This window comes from Ruegeria sp. CDSA241 (genome assembly GCF_059611265.1).
The window spans coordinates 79,179-94,731 of sequence record NZ_JBXWPF010000019.1; the positions used below are offsets into that span (position 1 = coordinate 79,179).

Sequence of the window (15,553 nt, forward strand, 5' to 3'; positions counted from 1 at the left end):
GCTCATGCCTCCGCCGCCCGGCCTTTAAGCGCGATGATCCCGCGCGGCCGGAATTGGATGAAGAGGATGATGAAGAGGATCATATAGGTCTGTGCGGCCAGTGTGTTCGAGGGGTTCAGCCATTCGATCCCTTTTTGCAGCGAGCCAACCATGGTCGCGCCCAGAAGCGTGCCCCAGATGTTGCCAACGCCGCCCACGACCACGGTCATGAAGCTTTGCACGATATAGTCCGCGCCCATCTCGCTGGTCACTTTGGCGTAAAGCCCAATCGCCACACCCGCTATCCCGGCAATACCCGAGCCGAAGCCGAAGGTCAGCATGTTGATCCTGTCGGGGTTGATCCCCATCGAGGCCGCCATGCGGGGGTTCTGTGTCACCGCCCGCACTTCCAGCCCCAATCGAGTGCGGTTCATGACGAAAAGGAATAGCGCCATGAACAAAAGCGCCAAAACGAAAATTGCGATCCGGATATAGCTGATCGACACGATGTCATTGAACACCAGCGATCCGTCCAGCCAGCCGGGCGAGGTGAGGGGCCGCGCTTGCGTGCCGAAGATGTTCTTGGCGATCTGTTGCAGGGCAATGGAAATCCCGAAAGTCGCCAGAAGCGTCTCCAGCGGGCGATGGTAGAGGTGGCGGATCACTAGCCGTTCCATCGTGACCCCTGCGCCGAAGGTGACGGCAAAGGCCAGCGGCAAGGCGACGATAATGGAAATCGTGTAATCCGGGATGATCTGCTGGACGACGTAGCCGGTGTAGGCGCCCATCATGATGAACTCGCCATGGGCCATGTTGATCACGCGCATCACGCCAAAGGTGATAGCAAGACCGATGGCGGCAAGAAAGTAGATCGAAGCGAGCGACAGGGCGTCAAGGCCAAGGTCAAATGCCTGGTTAAATGCCACCTTGTTTTCGATGCCCGTCAGCACCGCCGCCGCGGCAACGGCCAATGAAGGCGAGCCGCTGTAGCGTTCGTAGAACGTGAAGCCTGCCAGGGTTTCATCCACCTCGGCTTCGGTGGCCACAGGGTTTACCACGCCCTGTTCGGCCAAAGCTTCATAAGCAAGGTCGCGTGCGTCTTCGCTGTTCAGCGTCGCCACCTGAACCCCCGCGACCGATCCCTCCGAGATGTTCGCCAAAAGCGCGTTCCGCTTGTCGTACCGGTTGATCCGGGGTTTCGCCAGATCGGCGGCAACCAGAAGGTCATAGGCGGACTCGCGCGGCAGGTCGTCGCTGCCGACGGTCAGGATGCGGGCGATGTCATCGCCCTCGGGTGCTTGTGCCGAAGCCTCGACTTTCACGGCCAAAAGCGGGTTCAATGCGGCCCGGACATCGACACCAAGATCGCCGTCAAATTGCTGGATGGCAGCAATCCTCTCCTCGTCGGTCGCGCCGAAGCGGATTGTCAAAAGCCCCTGAAGGCGTTCCATGCGACTTTGCACAGACTGGTCCGTTTCGTCGGGCAGAACTTTGGTCAGGGCCACAAGATGGGACGCCTCCGAGTCACGCTCGATCGCATTCAGGGCCTGCATCTTTTCGGCAAAGGACCCTGATAGTTGGAATTGCACCAGGGCCGCACCGATCATGCCGCGAATGCCGCTGTTGGGTTTCAACTGTTTGAAGTCACGGGCAACGAAAGTGCCAAGTTCCGCGCCATCGGCAAAGTCGAACGCCGTCAATTCCTTGCCCGAGGCTTCGCCATAGACGAAAAGCCCGGTGTCCTTGTCGCGCCACATCTCTTTGTTTTGCCAGCGTTCCAGCACGACCTGGGCCTCGGCCAGACCACTGTCGGCAAGCGCGTCGATGGCAGGACCGATGGTCTTGCGCGAGGATTTGGCGATGATTTCGCTATGTTCTTGCAAAAGTTGCTGGATCGGCGCCTCGGCGTTCTGCGCCGAAAGTGGCAAGGCAAGAGCGCACAGAAGCACCGACATGAAACCGATGTTGAACCGACGTATAAGCGACATGGATAGTTCAGCCCCCGTAAGGCGTTCTGGGGGCGACATGCGCCGCACCCGTAGGGTGGGATTTCAACCCACCATGCTTAGTAGTTCGACTTGATCTGAACGCAGGACGACGTTTCGGTGTTGTACATCCCGCAATCGAGTTCCGCCCAATCGGATTTCAGCACCGCCGATTCCGGCAGGAAATCCGTCCAGGCATCGCCCGGCACTTCCTCCGTCTGGCTGATGATGTCGAACTGACCATCCTCGGTGATCTCGCCGATCAGAACCGGCTTGGCCAAGTGGTGGTTCGGCAGCATGACAGCGGTGCCACCAGTCAGGTTCGGGAATTCCTGCCCGTACAAGGCGGAGCGCACGGCATCGACATCGGTGGTACCTGCTTCGGTCGCCGCATTCACCCACATGTTGAAGCCGATGTAATGCGCCTCCATCGGGTCATTCGTCACACGCTCGTCGCCCATGCGGGCTTTCCAGGCTTCGACCCATTCGGCGTTGGCATCGGTGTCTGCTGACTGGAAGTAATTCCAGGCTGCGAGGTGACCAACAAGGTTGGAGGTGTCGAGACCCGACAATTCTTCCTCGCCGACCGAGAAGGCCACGACGGGAATGTCGTCGGCGCTGATGCCAGCAGCCGCGAGTTCCTTGTAGAAGCCCACGTTTGCGTCGCCGTTGATCGTTGAAATCACGCCGACTTTCTTGCCATCCGCACCAAGAGCCACGACGTCCGAGACGATCTTGGACCAGTCAGAATGACCAAAGGGCGTGTAGTTGACGAAGATGTCGTCCTCGGCGATGCCCTTCTGCTGAAGATAGCTTTCCAGGATGTTGTTCGTCGTCCGGGGGTAAACATAGTCGGTGCCCAGAAGCGCGAATTTCTCAACGCCAAGTTCTTCCAGAAAGTAATCCGTCGCCGGGATTGCCTGCTGGTTGGGGGCGGCACCGGTGTAGAAGACGTTTTTTGAGGATTCCTCGCCTTCATATTGAACCGGATAGAACAGAAGTCCGTTCAATTCTTCGATCACAGGTAGAACCGATTTCCGCGACACGGATGTCCAGTTGCCGAAAATAACGTCAACCTCGTGTACCGAAATCAGCTCGCGCGCTTTTTCGGCAAAGAGCGGCCAGTCCGACGCCGGGTCGACCACGACGGCCTCCAACTCGCAGCCCAGAACGCCGCCTTTGGCGTTTTGCTGTTCGATCAGCATTTCCATCGTGTCTTTTAGTGTTGTTTCTGAAATCGCCATGGTTCCGGACAGGGAGTGCAGCACTCCCACCTTGATCGGGCAGTCTTGCGCCATGGCCGGCAGCATCGAAGCGGCCAGGACGGCAGCAGAACTAAGAAGTGTCTTTTTCATCGCAGTTTTCCTTCAGGCACTGCGCGGGGAGGCGTTGCTTTCAAGGGTGTGATCCCCCATATGCCCCCCACGCAATCTAATTGCGGAGTGCGGTGGTGTTTTGGAATTGCAAGGCCAGCACCATCGCACGTTCAACGGGATTTGTGTGATCCCGGAAGAAGTCGTTCCATGGAAATTGCTGCGACTGCGAGATCGGCGGGGGTTGAAAAACGGCCCCTAGCGTCAATCCGTCAAAAATTGCGCAGACTTTCGCGGGTTCGCCATTTTATTGTGCGAAAGAAACGCCAAATCTTTGGGCGTTTCAGCTTTCAAGCAAGAATCCTGTGCAATAGTCGATCTCGGCCCGGGCACGCCGCACCGCCCATTTGGAGCGATCCGCATCGCGTGAGAAGCTGGCGGCGGTCAGCAATTGCGCATGCGCCATCTTGGCGTCGATACGCAGGTGAAGCGCATGACGTCGTTGATCGTCGGGCACCGTCGCGTTCAGAAGGTCGATGAACTGCGCCCGGCGATGCGCGATCTGATCCGTGCGGTCATCATTCATAAGCCAGGCATGTTCCAACTCGGCCGAGAACCGTCCTGCACATGCCGCGAATGAAGACATCAGGGGATCATCTGCCGCCAGACTTTGCTTCGGTAGGATAAGAAGCAGGACCAGAAAGGTTTTCAAACTGCTCATGATCCGATCATGAACGACCTAAAAGTCAGCAATCAAGCTTTCTGCCACCTTATGGCTAACGCACACTTAACAGACGAAGTCCCTGTCACCCGTTCGACACGTCATTCAGGCATTTCCGTGTCGGCATCTCATCATTGCTGAACTTCTGGGCGAGTGGGGTCACTTTCGCACAGCAAATAGGCAGAACTCCGGGATTGGTCTTTTTCCCGGCGCGCAGCGGTGGATCACCCCCCAATCTGCATGGTGAACCATGCGGGTCGAGTACCGGGGGCGACAAACGCATGGGTCAACCACATCTGGCATCACGAGAGGCGAACACCGCCCCGAGATCCATCGGTGCCATGACCTTGTCGACCAAATGCCGTGACGGACGTACGGGCATAGACCGCTTCAGAACCTCGGGCGCTAGCAAGGTGGCTTTTCCGCGTCGCAAGGATGCCGTCGAAGCCATTGTGCTGAACACTTCGGGCGGATTAACAGGCGGCGACCGGTTTGAGGCTTCGGCCAGCGCCGGGCCGGACAGCCACCTGATCCTGACAACCCAAGCCGCAGAACGTGCCTATCGCAGCACATCTGGCGCTGCGTGTGTCAGCACGCGCCTGTCTGTCGCCATGGGCGCGGTACTGCATTGGTTGCCGCAAGAGTTGATCATGTTTGACGGTGGTTGTCTCAACCGTCGCCTTGACGTCGACGTCACCGACGGAGCCGAGGCCGTGCTGGTCGAACCCGTCGTCTTCGGTCGCCGCGCCATGGGCGAAACCCGTATCTCGGGCAGTTTTCGCGACCGGATCACCCTGCGCCACGATGGTCGCCCGATCTATTGGGACCGCATTAACCTGACCGGATCAATCAGCGCCAGTCTTGACCGTCCGGCCATCGCAGGCGGCATGACCGCCCTTGCCAGCGCCCTTTACTTCGGCCCGCGTGCCGAGGCGCTTTTGCCTATTGTCCGGCAACTTTTGCCAAAGACCGGCGGCGCAAGCCTTGTCGCGCCCGATCTTTTGACCATCCGACTTCTTGCCGCCGATTCCTATCTGTTGCGCCAATGGCTGGTGCCGGTGCTGGAACGCCTGACCGAAACCACCCTGCCGAAATCCTGGAGACTCTGACCCATGCAACTCAGCCCCCGTGAAAAAGACAAACTGCTGATCGCCATGGCTGCCGAAGTGGCCCGCAAGCGCCTTGCCCGTGGCGTCAAGTTGAACCACCCCGAGGCCATCGCGCTGATCACCGACACGGTCGTCGAAGGCGCTCGCGATGGCAGCTCGGTCGCCGACATGATGGAGGTAGGCGCCGAGGTCATCACCCGCGACGACTGCATGGCCGGCATTCCCGAGATGATCCACGAAGTGCAGGTCGAAGCCACCTTTCCGGACGGCACCAAGCTAGTCACCGTCCACAATCCCATCCGATAGGAGTCTCTCATGCGTTACGCTATTCCCGCTTTGTTTCTGGCTTCCCCCGCCTTGGCCCATCCTGCCAGCCTGCCGCATGGGCATTCAGCAGATTGGGCCGTACCCGTCGCATTGCTGTTGATCGGCGCGGCGGCCTTCATGGCCAAGCGCAAGGCAGTCCGGGTTCGGAGACGCCAATGATCCCCGGCGAACTCTTTCCGGCGGAGGGTGAGGTCACTCTGAACGCAGGGGCGGAGCCGATCACGCTAATGGTCGCCAATACGGGCGACCGACCGGTACAGGTCGGCTCACACTACCATTTCGGCGAGGCCAACGCGGCGCTCGATTTCGACCGCGACGCCGCACGCGGCATGCGTCTGGATATCGCAGCCGGGACAGCCGTGCGGTTTGAACCTGGTCAACGGCGCGAGGTGCAACTGATCCTGATTGGCGGCGCACGGCGTGTCTTCGGGTTCAACCAGCTTGTGATGGGAGATCTCTGATGCCCACCCAAATCCCCCGCTCTGACTACGCCGCCATGTTCGGCCCCACCACCGGCGACAAGCTGCGGCTGGCCGATACTGACCTGATCATTGAAGTGGAAAAGGACCTGACAGGCCCCTACGGCGAAGAGGTCAAATTCGGCGGCGGCAAGGTGATCCGCGACGGGATGGGTCAGGCGCAGACCACGCGCGCCGAGGGTGCGGTGGATACCGTCATCACCAACGCGCTGATCGTGGACGCAACCGGCATCTACAAAGCGGACGTCGGCTTGAAAGACGGCAAGATCCACAAGATCGGCAAGGCGGGCAACCCAGACACACAACCCGGCGTCGACATCATCGTCGGCCCTGGCACTGAAGCCATCGCTGGCGAAGGCAAGATCCTGACGGCCGGTGGGTTCGACAGCCACATTCATTTCATCTGCCCGCAACAGATCGAGGATGCTCTGTATTCTGGTCTAACCACAATGCTGGGCGGCGGCACTGGCCCGGCCCATGGCACGCTGGCCACGACCTGCACACCGGGACCGTGGCACATTGGGCGGATGCTGCAGGCGGCGGATGCGTTTCCGATGAACCTCGCCTTTGCGGGAAAGGGGAATGCGTCGCTCCCCGCCGCTTTAGAGGAACAGGTCAAGGGCGGTGCCTGCGCGTTGAAGCTGCATGAGGATTGGGGCACGACGCCCGGCGCTATCGACTGTTGCCTATCTGTGGCGGACGCCATGGACGTTCAGGTGATGATCCACACCGACACGCTGAACGAATCCGGCTTTGTCGAAAACACCATCGCCGCCATAAAGGGCCGCACCATCCACGCCTTCCACACCGAAGGCGCAGGGGGCGGCCATGCCCCTGACATCATCAAGATCTGTGGCGAGGCTCATGTTCTGCCGTCGTCGACCAACCCGACCCGACCTTTTACGGTCAATACAGTGGACGAACATCTGGACATGCTGATGGTCTGCCATCACCTGGACAAATTCATCCCAGAGGATGTGGCTTTCGCCGAAAGCCGCATCCGGCGCGAGACCATCGCCGCCGAAGACATCCTGCACGACATGGGGGCGTTCTCGATCATCGCTTCAGACAGCCAGGCCATGGGGCGTGTCGGCGAAGTGATCATTCGCACCTGGCAAACCGCTGACAAGATGAAGAAACAGCGGGGCGCCTTGGCCGAGGAGGTCGGCGACAACGACAATTTCCGCGTCCGTCGCTATATCGCGAAATACACGATCAACCCGGCCATTGCGCACGGGCTGTCAAAGCACATCGGTTCGATCGAAGAAGGCAAACGCGCCGATCTGGTCCTATGGAACCCGGCGTTTTTCGGTGTGAAGCCTGAGATGATCCTTATGGGCGGCAGCATTGTGTGTGCGCAGATGGGCGATCCAAACGCTTCGATCCCGACACCGCAGCCGGTCTATACCCGCCCGATGTTCGGGGCCTTTGGCCGGTCGCTGGAAGCCAATGCCGTGACCTTTGTTTCCGAGGCGGCACACTCCGAAGGACTGGGAGATGCGCTTGGATTGGCCAAGACAAGTTTGCCGGTGGAGAACACGCGCGGTATCGGCAAAGCGGATCTTGTCCTGAACGACGCCATGCCCGAGGTCGAGGTGCACCCCGAAACCTATGAGGTGCGGGCTGATGGCGAATTGCTGACCTGCCAACCTGCAACCGAGCTGCCCATGGCGCAGCGGTATTTTCTGTATTGAGGCCTCATGACCGATATTCCCATTGCACAAACGCTCCATCCCGCTGGCACATCAGACAATGCGGTGGCGGACTGCGCGTTGACGTATGACGCCCGATTTTTCCGGCGAAAGAAACTGACAACGACCGAAGGCTGGTCCTTTGTCGCAGACTTCGAACAGACCGTATCCCTGAACGATGGCGACGTGCTGGAACTGGGCGATGGACGTCTGGTCAAAGTGACGGCGGCACCCGAAAACCTCTTGGCCGTTTCCGGGCAAGACCTGCCCCGCCTCGCCTGGCACATCGGCAACCGCCACACACCTTGTCAGATCGAGGCGACCCGCCTTTTGATCCAGGATGATCCCGTCATCGCTCATATGCTGAGCCACCTCGGTGCCACGGTGACCCAAGTCACCGAACCCTTCACTCCGGAAGGCGGCGCCTATGGTCACGGGCGCACCCATGCGCACGATCACGGACACTCGGCCCATGCCCACGCCCATTGATGCGCACTTACTGACGCTGACCCAATGGCTGTCGCCCGCGTTTCCAGTGGGGGCCTTCGCCTATTCGCACGGACTTGAAACAGCGATCAACGAGGGTTGGATTGCCGCCGACGCGACCAGTTTGGAAGACTGGCTGAGAGATTGCCTGAGTGATGGCTCAGGCCGCGCTGATGCGATCTGGATGCGGCTGGCTTATGCTGCCGACGACCCATTGGAGATGGACGCGAAAGCACGTTCCTTTGCTATCGCCGAAGAGCGTCTGCGCGAAGCTGAAAGGCAGGGCGCTGCCTTTGTTGCTACAGTCAACGCCGTCTGGGGTTTGGCGCTACCTGACATGCTGTTGCCCGTTGCCGTCGGTCGCGCCGCTAGATTGGCAGAGCTGGATATCGATACGACTGCCGTTCTCTATCTGCAGGCCTTTGTCGCAAACCTGACCTCCTCGGCCATCCGCCTGAGCCCCATCGGGCAGACGGCCGGTCAACGGGTGATCCTGAACTTGCAGCCCTTTTGCCTTCAGGTCGCCGAAGACACGAGAAATGCGGACACCACGGACGTTTTTGGCAACGTCTTTTTCTCAGACATCTCCGCGATGGCCCACGAAACTCTTGAACCGAGGCTCTTCCAATCATGACACAACTCAACGGCCCTTTGCGCATCGGTATCGGCGGCCCGGTCGGTGCAGGAAAGACGACCCTGACCGCGAGGCTTGCCGAACTTTTGAAAGACGATCACTCGATCGGCGTCATCACCAACGACATCTACACACAAGAAGACGCCGAAGCTCTGATGCGCATGCAAATCCTGCCTTCTGATCGCGTGATTGGAGTGGAAACCGGCGGCTGTCCTCATACGGCGATTCGCGAAGACGCGTCGATCAACCTGGCTGCCGTGGCCGAGATGCGGCTGCGTCACCCCGACGTCGAGGTCGTCCTGATCGAATCCGGTGGCGACAACCTATCGGCCACCTTCAGCCCGGAGTTGGCGGACCTGACAATCTATGTGATCGACGTGGCCGCAGGCGAGGAAATCCCACGCAAGGGTGGCCCCGCAATCACCAGGTCAGACATCCTAGTCATCAATAAAACCGACCTTGCCCCTCATGTGGGGGCATCTTTGGACGTCATGCGCCGAGACGCCGCGAGAATGCGGGGCGATCTGCCGGTGGTATTTGCCTGCCTGAAAGCCGGCCACGGTTCGGACGAGGTCGCGTCGCACCTTAGATCTCTTTCCGGCATTTGATGAGAGCCTAGCCGGCAAGAACGGTGCTTGGTCCACTTTGCGGGACTTTGAGAGTATTCGAGTATGTGCTAACGCAACGTTTCGGAACGTTTGTTTCTCCCCCCACTCAAATGAACAAGCGAAATCCCCTGACTTCACCAACGACTTCTGCGGCTTGGGAGGAGGGTGATGACCAGTTTGGATGCAAAACGGCTTTAGCAACGCCCTGATCGATGCACAGCCGAGCATTGTGCTTTGCTGCAAGATGCCTCATGCGGCGGTTCTCTCGCAGGCACATCAATTCAATTGAACTGATGCCCCACTTCCGCGCGATTGCGATAATGCGCTCGAACAGCGCATCACCAATTCCGATGTTTTGCCAATCAGGTTCGACAGAAAAGGCGGCTTCCGTCTTTGTAGATCCGGTCTGGTCGTCACCGCGGAGTTCGGCGGCGCCCCTCCGACGCCCTTTTGCAAACGCGCCGCAGAGAATGCTGTCATAATGAGGAATGCTCTGAACTTAGGTCGTCAGACTCTCGTCGCTGAAAGTCCCACAGAACCGCGCGCGCCGAGACTCGGCGTCGAGCCGTCGAAAGTGATCGCAGATCTCGTTTTGGTCAGCTGGATAGAGTCGGCGAATGGCAAAGTTTTGATGATGTCTGAGATGGACAATCGCCTTGTCGCTCCGATTGCAGACGTGGATTGGGCCAGCATCTTCGGGAGGAGGTGAAGGTGCTGGCCCAAAAGCATTGGCGGTCCCTGTTGATATTTTTCGTCGCCGCTGCTTTTGCTGGCTTACTCTGGGAGGAGCGAGGACCAGCAATTCGTGTTCAAGTTTGCAAGCAATCCTCGGATTGGGGCCCGCCGCATTAGTCTTGGCTTTTTCCATCTGTTTCCTGCGCCATGAGCCGTTCCGCGTACTGCGGAATCTCGGAGCGCGTGATGCCGATCGCGGCCAATTGCCGATCGCTCATGTTCGCCAAAACCGACATCATCCGGGCTGCATGTATTGCCTTCAGAACGGATTTCGCCGTTGCTGTGGACCTTGCCGCAAATCTGTAAATCGCGTTGGACAACGTGCCCAAGTTGGCTTTGTCAGGTCGGATCGTCGCGGTTGAGTGGACACTAAACGCCATAAGCCGCCTCCAGTGCCAGTTTTTGGATGCCGTTGCGGGGAATTCCCAGATCTGCCAGATCGCGGTCGGTGAGCATCGAAAGCTCGTGGTAGGTGTCGCGATAGATCTTCCGTTTGGCCTGCGCGTCGCGAAAACCGTCCCAATTTTGATGAATTATTAAGCGGCTGACGTCCAGAACGGCGTCCAGCCAACTGCTTGAGCGTGTGATTGCCATGTTCGCGCCTCGTCTATTGCTGCGGTGCGGTATTTGTGCCGCACTGCAGAGATAGGAGTGTTTGGTGGCGCTCACAATTTCCGAAATTGGCATAGGCCCTGTGCCAATGTGGAACAGGCAGGTGGTGAGACATGGATATTTCAGCGCAAATGTTGATTTTTGCGACTGTGGTCGAGCGTGGGAGCATCTCGGCCGCCGCGCGATCCATGGGGCAGACCCCTTCGGCGGTCAGCAAGCAGATTGGTTTGCTTGAGGATCATGTTCATTGTCGCTTGCTAAACCGGACCCGGACGGGTGTGTCGCCGACAGAGGAAGGCCATGAACTCTATCAGAAATGCAAGGCGATGGCCGAAAAGTTCAAAGAGGCCGAGGCGCTTATCCTGAACATGGATGGCACACCGCGCGGCAAGCTGAAAATCGCCTCGACCGTCGCGTTTGGAAAGTCGCAGCTGATTCCCGCCTTGCCGGACCTCATGGCGCAAAACCCAGACATCCAGATTTCGCTGGATTTGACGGATCGTGAAATCGATCTGCAAAGCGAAGGGTTCGACGTTGCCATCTGCTTTGCTGAACAGCGCAAGGATCCCGACATCGTTGTTCGCCGCATCATGCAAAGCCGCCGGGTGCTTTGTGCCGCGCCTGCCTATCTGAAGCGCCGAGAAACGCCGAAGTGTTTCGCAGATCTGGCCGATCACGATTGCCTTCGGATCGCGGGCAGCAGCAGTCGCAATACGTGGCACGACGGTGACGACAGCTTTGACGCACAAGGGACTTTCGAGGGCAACAGCACCGACGTGATCTTTCGCGCCGCACTTGCTGGCATCGGGATCGCCCGATTGCCCTGCTACATGGCGAACCCGCGGTTCTTCTCGGGCGAGTTGGTGCATGTCATTCCCGAATATTCCCCGGCCAGCACGGACATCGTCGTGATGTTTGCCGATCGGCGCAATCTGGCCCCGAAGACACGGGCGTTCGTTGACTTCCTGGTGCGTGAATTCAGCGATGCCCATGATAAAAATCGCGACCAGATCGCAAATACCGGAACCTGACATATCAAGAAGGCCTTTGGCGTGACTCAAACCACAACCGACATAGGACGGGAGCTTTCCGAACGGCTGAACCCTGGAATGGAAAATGCTCTGAACGAAAGATACGGACACCTATTGCCCGATATGGCCGAGGGCTTGGTGGGTTTTGCCTACGGCCTGCAATTTGCCCGCCCGGAATTGCCTCTGCGTGACAGATACTTGGCGACCGTCGCTGCTCTCACAGCGCTTGGCGGTCAAACGCGGCCGCAGTTGAAGGTGAACATTGCCGGAGGACGCAAGGCGGATCTCACTCAGAAAGAGATCGCCGAAGTGTTCGAAGCCGAAGGCCGCAATGACTGACTTGAGCTTCGAAAGGAAATTTGCTGCGAGGTCACGCCTAGCCGCAAGATAGCATCAACGCGCTGGTCGTGGCCGAAGCGCGAAAAGGACGCCGGGTTGTGCGCCTGAAATCCGGGGACTCGGGAATATTTGGACGCGCGACTGAGGAGATCAAAACGGCGCGGGCCGCTGGTATTCCCGTCAAAATGGTGCCGGGTGTCACCGCCGCTTGCGCCGCTGGTGCTGGATTGACGCGCAGCCTGACCGAACGGGCCGTTGCCAATACCCTTGTTCTGGCGACCGGTACCGGGGCCGCCGATGATCCGACCCCAGACAGCACGCGATTGTCAGGGCCAGGCATGACAACCGCACTTTACATGTCCGTGCGCTAGGCCGGTCGGATGTTCGCGCAATGGATTGCGGAAGGCTTGCCGCGCGACACGCCAGTCGATATCTGCGTTGTTGTATCCAAGCCAAGCCAGAGACACCTGACGACAACTGCGGCTTCTGTCGCGCCAGTTATCGAGGACAACGGCATCTCCGGCTGCGCAATCCTGTTGGTGACCTGGCCCCAAGGTGTTGCCAAAGATGCCGCGATGCCAAAGTCTGTCTCAAGGCTAAGAGCTCCGAACGAGGGTTCGGCGGCCTAAGCACAAATCACTGGGCATTGAGATTGAGCAAACACGTCAACAGCGCCGACCTTGAAACGTCCGGTCCGGCGACTTCGCCTGCAAGGCAGCGGCGAGCGTGCCGCAGTTGCAAACCGATGCTGCACCAGCAATAGCTGCAGGTGCACAAGGCGGCTTTGTCCGCTCACCCACCATTCGTGACCTGGCACCGAACGTCCAGAATGTGCGGTTCGCGACGCGCTGCACATGCGAAGAATAATAGCCTAGTCGATGGCAGCTCAGGGCTCACTGGAACTTTCGCCGCTCGAAATACGAACGCCCGTTGCAGGAGCATTGCGGCCATTCGTATTACCCTCGGCGAACAGGAAACGAGCGGACTAAGCCGCCACTCGCCGCACCGTCCACTAAGAAGCGCTCCGCGAACTTTGCGGACCCTGGAACAGCCTTTGACACAACAATTTGGAACGCCGCAGTTAACCGCGTGCACACCAGCATTGATTTCGAAAAGGTCCCAATGCCATCATCTTCTAAAAGTAGGAGGGGATTAGATGTGGAAACCAATCATATTTGCTTTTTTGATTGTCTTGACTGGTGCCGCAGCGGCTATGTCGCACGATGTGCGGGATCCAGCGACTTTGCAAAAACCGCTTATTCAGGACTTGCTAACCGAGTCGCTCAAAAGCACTGAGGGCTTGGAGGTTGTCGTGAGCCATGTTGCCCTACCACCAAACCTCACTTTACCAATGCATTGGCATCCCGGTGAAGAATTTGCCTACATTCTGCAGGGCAGCGTCACCCTCATCCTAGACGGCGAAGGCGAACAAGAAACTTTTTCAGGTGACGTAGGCGTCGTTCCGTTGAAGAAAGTGCACACCGCTCGCTCAGGGGACGAAGGGGCAACCATTTTGGTGTTCCGTGTCCATGAGGAGGGCCAGCCAGGCAGAGTTTTGGTCAGCGACTGATTTTCAAGACAAAGGCGAAACATCCTTTACCGAATGCATGGTTGTCGGAACCGGGGGGGTGCCGTTTGCCTTCACACTTGCAACCCTGCTTTTTTCCACCCGCTGCGCCAGCGATCAGCGCAGGTTGGAATAGAGAATAATGGTAAACGTGTTGTCTCGGTTATCGAAGCCGCATTCGGAGCGATTTCGTTCAATTTGACAGCCGCTGTTTTTGCCGCATCTATGTCATCGAGCTCAGCAAGCGAGGCAATCAGCATCAGGTGGCTCATCAGGAAGGTTGCACGCACAGACAAGGCTTCGCGACAGGCCTGCGCGGCTTCCGCATAACGTCCCAAGTGAAACAAGGCGGCACCCTGTCCCATGAAAGCGGCGTGCCGCAATGGATCACCCGGGCTGAGTTCGACAGACCGGACTGCATGTTCCAGCGCCTTGTCAGGGCGATTCAGCAAATAAAGATTTGCAGCGGCGAGCATGTGGACCGTCGCCGCGTTGGGATTTTCCGACAATGCTTCCTTAAAGGCTGTCCGCGCGCGGGACAGGTCTTGTGCCAGCATAGAGATCGAATGTGCGGCATAAGCCTTTGCAATGCCGTCCGCGCGATCGCTCCGCAGCACCTGCTCTGCGGCCGCGACAGCTGACTTGGGTCCCTGATCTACAGGTTCCAAACCTTGCACAAGACGTTGGATATGAAGCCATGCTAGCAAGCCCGCTGCGGAGGCGTATTCCGGATCTCGATCCAAAGCCAGTTTTGTCAGTCGTATTGCCTCTATGTTGTCTTGGTCAGTCAGCAAGTGGAAATGTGATAATGCTCGGAGGTAGAGCTCGTATGCCTGTAAGTCCTTGGTGGGTTTTGCACGCGCACGATTTGTTTCAGCGTGCCGCACCGATGGTTCAATAGCTGTAACTACGTCTTCGGTGACTTGATCTTGAAGATCAAAGATGTCGTCGAGCACACCGTCAAAGCGGTCCGCCCACAAATGGCTCCCATTTTCGGTATCTATGAGCTGTCCCGTGATGCGGACGCGCTGCCCGGAACGCCGAACGGAGCCTTCCAGTACATACCGAACCCCTAAGTCGCGGCCCATGTCGCGGATGTCCGTGCTTTTCCCCTTATAAGCAAAAGAAGAGTTTCGTGCGACGACCATCAACCAACGAAACCGAGATAGCTCAGTTATGATGTCTTCCGTTATGCCATCGGCAAAGAACTCCTGCTCCGGATCACCCGACATATTGTCGAATGGGAGCACTGCGATTCCCGGCCTCACATCCGCTTTGATCGCGAGATTGGCTTTCGTACCCTTTGGCCAACACCAGATTCCAACATGCCGCGTGATGTTTTTCAGTTCGGTTTGCTCTCCGCCGTCGAATAATCCCGCATCGTTACGGTCAAGGCTGTTATGTGACGTATCTGAAAAGAGCACTTGTCCCGGCTTCGCGAGAGCCTCCAGACGCGCCGCAACATTGATGCCGTCGCCGAAAATGTCATCGCCATCGGTTACCACTTCCCCTGTGTGAACCCCGATGCGCAGTTTGATGTGGTCAGGTCTGTGGGCGGACTGAACTGCAATCGCGCAAGCTGCTGCTTCAGATGGTGATTGAAACTCGACGATCCAGCCGTCGCCCATGCTTTTGATCAGTGAACCATTGGTATCTTCCACGATCGGGAGAAACGTGTCCTCGCGGAAGGTCTTTAATGCAGCGACTGTGCCAGTACGGTCCTGATCCATCAGCGCGGAATAGCCCACAATGTCGGCGGCCAATACCGTCGTGAGACGTCTTCCCATTCACCCCTCCTCTTTGCAATGAAGTTAGCTCGGTGGGTTGCTTCTGTCAGCCCATTCGTCAGATTTTGAAAAGCCGTAGGCTCCAGACTCATTGATTTACAGCCAGAATAGGACTGTAGCAGCGAGAGCGATGGCCGAGAGGAATACCTT

General features: G+C 58.1%; 19 protein-coding genes. 12 read left to right on the plus strand and 7 right to left on the minus strand.

The window, feature by feature from the left end:
• Positions 1-2: 2 nt before the first annotated feature.
• The 3 genes from urtB to AC2FJV_RS16625 form a co-directional block, all read right to left on the minus strand.
• Complete coding sequence (urtB, locus tag AC2FJV_RS16615) at positions 3-1,934, minus strand: urea ABC transporter permease subunit UrtB (protein ID WP_496714119.1); 1,932 nt, start codon at positions 1,932-1,934, stop codon at positions 3-5.
• 110 nt (positions 1,935-2,044) lie between these two features.
• Positions 2,045-3,319 (minus strand): urea ABC transporter substrate-binding protein, encoded by a 1,275-nt coding sequence (urtA, locus tag AC2FJV_RS16620; protein WP_496690074.1) that lies wholly within the window; start codon positions 3,317-3,319, stop codon positions 2,045-2,047.
• A gap of 301 nt (positions 3,320-3,620) precedes the next feature.
• Entirely contained in the window at positions 3,621-3,998 is a 378-nt protein-coding gene (locus AC2FJV_RS16625; protein WP_496714113.1) for a hypothetical protein, read from the minus strand.
• 281 nt (positions 3,999-4,279) lie between these two features.
• Here AC2FJV_RS16625 and AC2FJV_RS16630 point away from each other — a divergent pair, with 281 nt between their 5' ends.
• From AC2FJV_RS16630 to ureG, 8 genes are read left to right on the plus strand one after another with little or no spacing between them, the layout of a single operon-like run.
• The gene (locus AC2FJV_RS16630) at positions 4,280-5,107 is read left to right on the plus strand and encodes an urease accessory protein UreD (RefSeq protein WP_496690075.1); all 828 of its coding nucleotides are present in this window, start codon (positions 4,280-4,282) and stop codon (positions 5,105-5,107) included.
• 3 nt (positions 5,108-5,110) lie between these two features.
• The gene (locus AC2FJV_RS16635; protein ID WP_271952423.1) at positions 5,111-5,413 is read left to right on the plus strand and encodes an urease subunit gamma; all 303 of its coding nucleotides are present in this window, start codon (positions 5,111-5,113) and stop codon (positions 5,411-5,413) included.
• A 9-nt stretch (positions 5,414-5,422) separates the two neighbouring features.
• On the plus strand, positions 5,423-5,593 hold the full coding sequence (locus AC2FJV_RS16640; RefSeq protein WP_271952425.1) for a hypothetical protein: 171 nt from the start codon (positions 5,423-5,425) through the stop codon (positions 5,591-5,593).
• A complete protein-coding gene (locus AC2FJV_RS16645) occupies positions 5,590-5,895 on the plus strand; it encodes an urease subunit beta (RefSeq protein ID WP_496690076.1) in 306 nt (101 codons plus the stop codon). The genes AC2FJV_RS16640 and AC2FJV_RS16645 overlap by 4 nt, the downstream gene beginning before the upstream one ends.
• Positions 5,895-7,607, plus strand: a complete 1,713-nt coding sequence (gene ureC / locus AC2FJV_RS16650) for an urease subunit alpha (protein WP_496714114.1) — start codon at positions 5,895-5,897, stop codon at positions 7,605-7,607. The genes AC2FJV_RS16645 and ureC overlap by 1 nt, the downstream gene beginning before the upstream one ends.
• Before the next feature lie 6 nt (positions 7,608-7,613).
• A complete protein-coding gene (locus AC2FJV_RS16655) occupies positions 7,614-8,093 on the plus strand; it encodes an urease accessory protein UreE (protein ID WP_271952427.1) in 480 nt (159 codons plus the stop codon).
• Complete coding sequence (locus tag AC2FJV_RS16660; RefSeq protein WP_496714115.1) at positions 8,077-8,724, plus strand: urease accessory protein UreF; 648 nt, start codon at positions 8,077-8,079, stop codon at positions 8,722-8,724. Before AC2FJV_RS16655 ends, AC2FJV_RS16660 begins: the two co-directional genes overlap by 17 nt.
• Entirely contained in the window at positions 8,721-9,332 is a 612-nt protein-coding gene (ureG, locus tag AC2FJV_RS16665; RefSeq protein WP_271952430.1) for an urease accessory protein UreG, read from the plus strand. Before AC2FJV_RS16660 ends, ureG begins: the two co-directional genes overlap by 4 nt.
• Positions 9,333-9,438: 106 nt before the next feature.
• On the opposite strand, the gene AC2FJV_RS16670 is transcribed toward ureG, so the two are convergent.
• The 3 genes from AC2FJV_RS16670 to AC2FJV_RS16680 all read right to left on the minus strand — a co-directional run bounded on the left by AC2FJV_RS16670 (position 9,439) and on the right by AC2FJV_RS16680 (position 10,661).
• Positions 9,439-9,822: a GNAT family N-acetyltransferase gene (locus AC2FJV_RS16670; RefSeq protein WP_425595874.1), complete on the minus strand. Its 384-nt coding sequence runs from the start codon at positions 9,820-9,822 to the stop codon at positions 9,439-9,441.
• A gap of 358 nt (positions 9,823-10,180) precedes the next feature.
• On the minus strand, positions 10,181-10,447 hold the full coding sequence (locus AC2FJV_RS16675; RefSeq protein WP_496714116.1) for a DUF1127 domain-containing protein: 267 nt from the start codon (positions 10,445-10,447) through the stop codon (positions 10,181-10,183).
• On the minus strand, positions 10,437-10,661 hold the full coding sequence (locus AC2FJV_RS16680; RefSeq protein ID WP_496690079.1) for a YjiS-like domain-containing protein: 225 nt from the start codon (positions 10,659-10,661) through the stop codon (positions 10,437-10,439). Before AC2FJV_RS16680 ends, AC2FJV_RS16675 begins: the two co-directional genes overlap by 11 nt.
• Positions 10,662-10,792: 131 nt before the next feature.
• Between AC2FJV_RS16680 and AC2FJV_RS16685 the strand changes: the two genes are divergently transcribed.
• The 4 genes from AC2FJV_RS16685 to AC2FJV_RS16700 all read left to right on the plus strand — a co-directional run bounded on the left by AC2FJV_RS16685 (position 10,793) and on the right by AC2FJV_RS16700 (position 13,619).
• Positions 10,793-11,710, plus strand: a complete 918-nt coding sequence (locus AC2FJV_RS16685; RefSeq protein ID WP_282022501.1) for a LysR family transcriptional regulator — start codon at positions 10,793-10,795, stop codon at positions 11,708-11,710.
• A gap of 21 nt (positions 11,711-11,731) precedes the next feature.
• On the plus strand, positions 11,732-12,049 hold the full coding sequence (locus AC2FJV_RS16690) for a carboxymuconolactone decarboxylase family protein (RefSeq protein ID WP_281995615.1): 318 nt from the start codon (positions 11,732-11,734) through the stop codon (positions 12,047-12,049).
• Between the two features lie 53 nt (positions 12,050-12,102).
• Positions 12,103-12,420 (plus strand): uroporphyrinogen-III C-methyltransferase, encoded by a 318-nt coding sequence (locus AC2FJV_RS16695; RefSeq protein ID WP_496714120.1) that lies wholly within the window; start codon positions 12,103-12,105, stop codon positions 12,418-12,420.
• Between the two features lie 785 nt (positions 12,421-13,205).
• Positions 13,206-13,619: a cupin domain-containing protein gene (locus AC2FJV_RS16700; RefSeq protein WP_496694488.1), complete on the plus strand. Its 414-nt coding sequence runs from the start codon at positions 13,206-13,208 to the stop codon at positions 13,617-13,619.
• Between the two features lie 71 nt (positions 13,620-13,690).
• On the opposite strand, the gene AC2FJV_RS16705 is transcribed toward AC2FJV_RS16700, so the two are convergent.
• Positions 13,691-15,379, minus strand: coding sequence for an adenylate/guanylate cyclase domain-containing protein (locus AC2FJV_RS16705; RefSeq protein ID WP_496714117.1), 1,689 nt, complete (start codon positions 15,377-15,379; stop codon positions 13,691-13,693).
• Positions 15,380-15,553: the final 174 nt, after the last annotated feature.

Excerpts from the sequence above, each read along its gene's own strand:
- urtB (WP_496714119.1), bottom strand. The coding sequence starts at position 1,934 with ATGTCGGTGCTTCTGTGCGCTCTTGCCTTGCCACTTTCGGCGCAGAAC.
- urtA (WP_496690074.1), bottom strand. The coding sequence starts at position 3,319 with ATGAAAAAGACACTTCTTAGTTCTGCTGCCGTCCTGGCCGCTTCGATG.
- AC2FJV_RS16700 (WP_496694488.1), top strand. The coding sequence starts at position 13,206 with ATGTGGAAACCAATCATATTTGCTTTTTTGATTGTCTTGACTGGTGCC.
- AC2FJV_RS16635 (WP_271952423.1), top strand. The coding sequence starts at position 5,111 with ATGCAACTCAGCCCCCGTGAAAAAGACAAACTGCTGATCGCCATGGCT.
- AC2FJV_RS16630 (WP_496690075.1), top strand. The coding sequence starts at position 4,280 with ATGGGTCAACCACATCTGGCATCACGAGAGGCGAACACCGCCCCGAGA.
- AC2FJV_RS16640 (WP_271952425.1), top strand. The coding sequence starts at position 5,423 with ATGCGTTACGCTATTCCCGCTTTGTTTCTGGCTTCCCCCGCCTTGGCC.
- AC2FJV_RS16685 (WP_282022501.1), top strand. The coding sequence starts at position 10,793 with ATGGATATTTCAGCGCAAATGTTGATTTTTGCGACTGTGGTCGAGCGT.
- ureG (WP_271952430.1), top strand. The coding sequence starts at position 8,721 with ATGACACAACTCAACGGCCCTTTGCGCATCGGTATCGGCGGCCCGGTC.
- AC2FJV_RS16645 (WP_496690076.1), top strand. The coding sequence starts at position 5,590 with ATGATCCCCGGCGAACTCTTTCCGGCGGAGGGTGAGGTCACTCTGAAC.
- AC2FJV_RS16660 (WP_496714115.1), top strand. The coding sequence starts at position 8,077 with ATGCCCACGCCCATTGATGCGCACTTACTGACGCTGACCCAATGGCTG.
- ureC (WP_496714114.1), top strand. The coding sequence starts at position 5,895 with ATGCCCACCCAAATCCCCCGCTCTGACTACGCCGCCATGTTCGGCCCC.
- AC2FJV_RS16680 (WP_496690079.1), bottom strand. The coding sequence starts at position 10,661 with ATGGCAATCACACGCTCAAGCAGTTGGCTGGACGCCGTTCTGGACGTC.
- AC2FJV_RS16625 (WP_496714113.1), bottom strand. The coding sequence starts at position 3,998 with ATGAGCAGTTTGAAAACCTTTCTGGTCCTGCTTCTTATCCTACCGAAG.
- AC2FJV_RS16655 (WP_271952427.1), top strand. The coding sequence starts at position 7,614 with ATGACCGATATTCCCATTGCACAAACGCTCCATCCCGCTGGCACATCA.
- AC2FJV_RS16675 (WP_496714116.1), bottom strand. The coding sequence starts at position 10,447 with ATGGCGTTTAGTGTCCACTCAACCGCGACGATCCGACCTGACAAAGCC.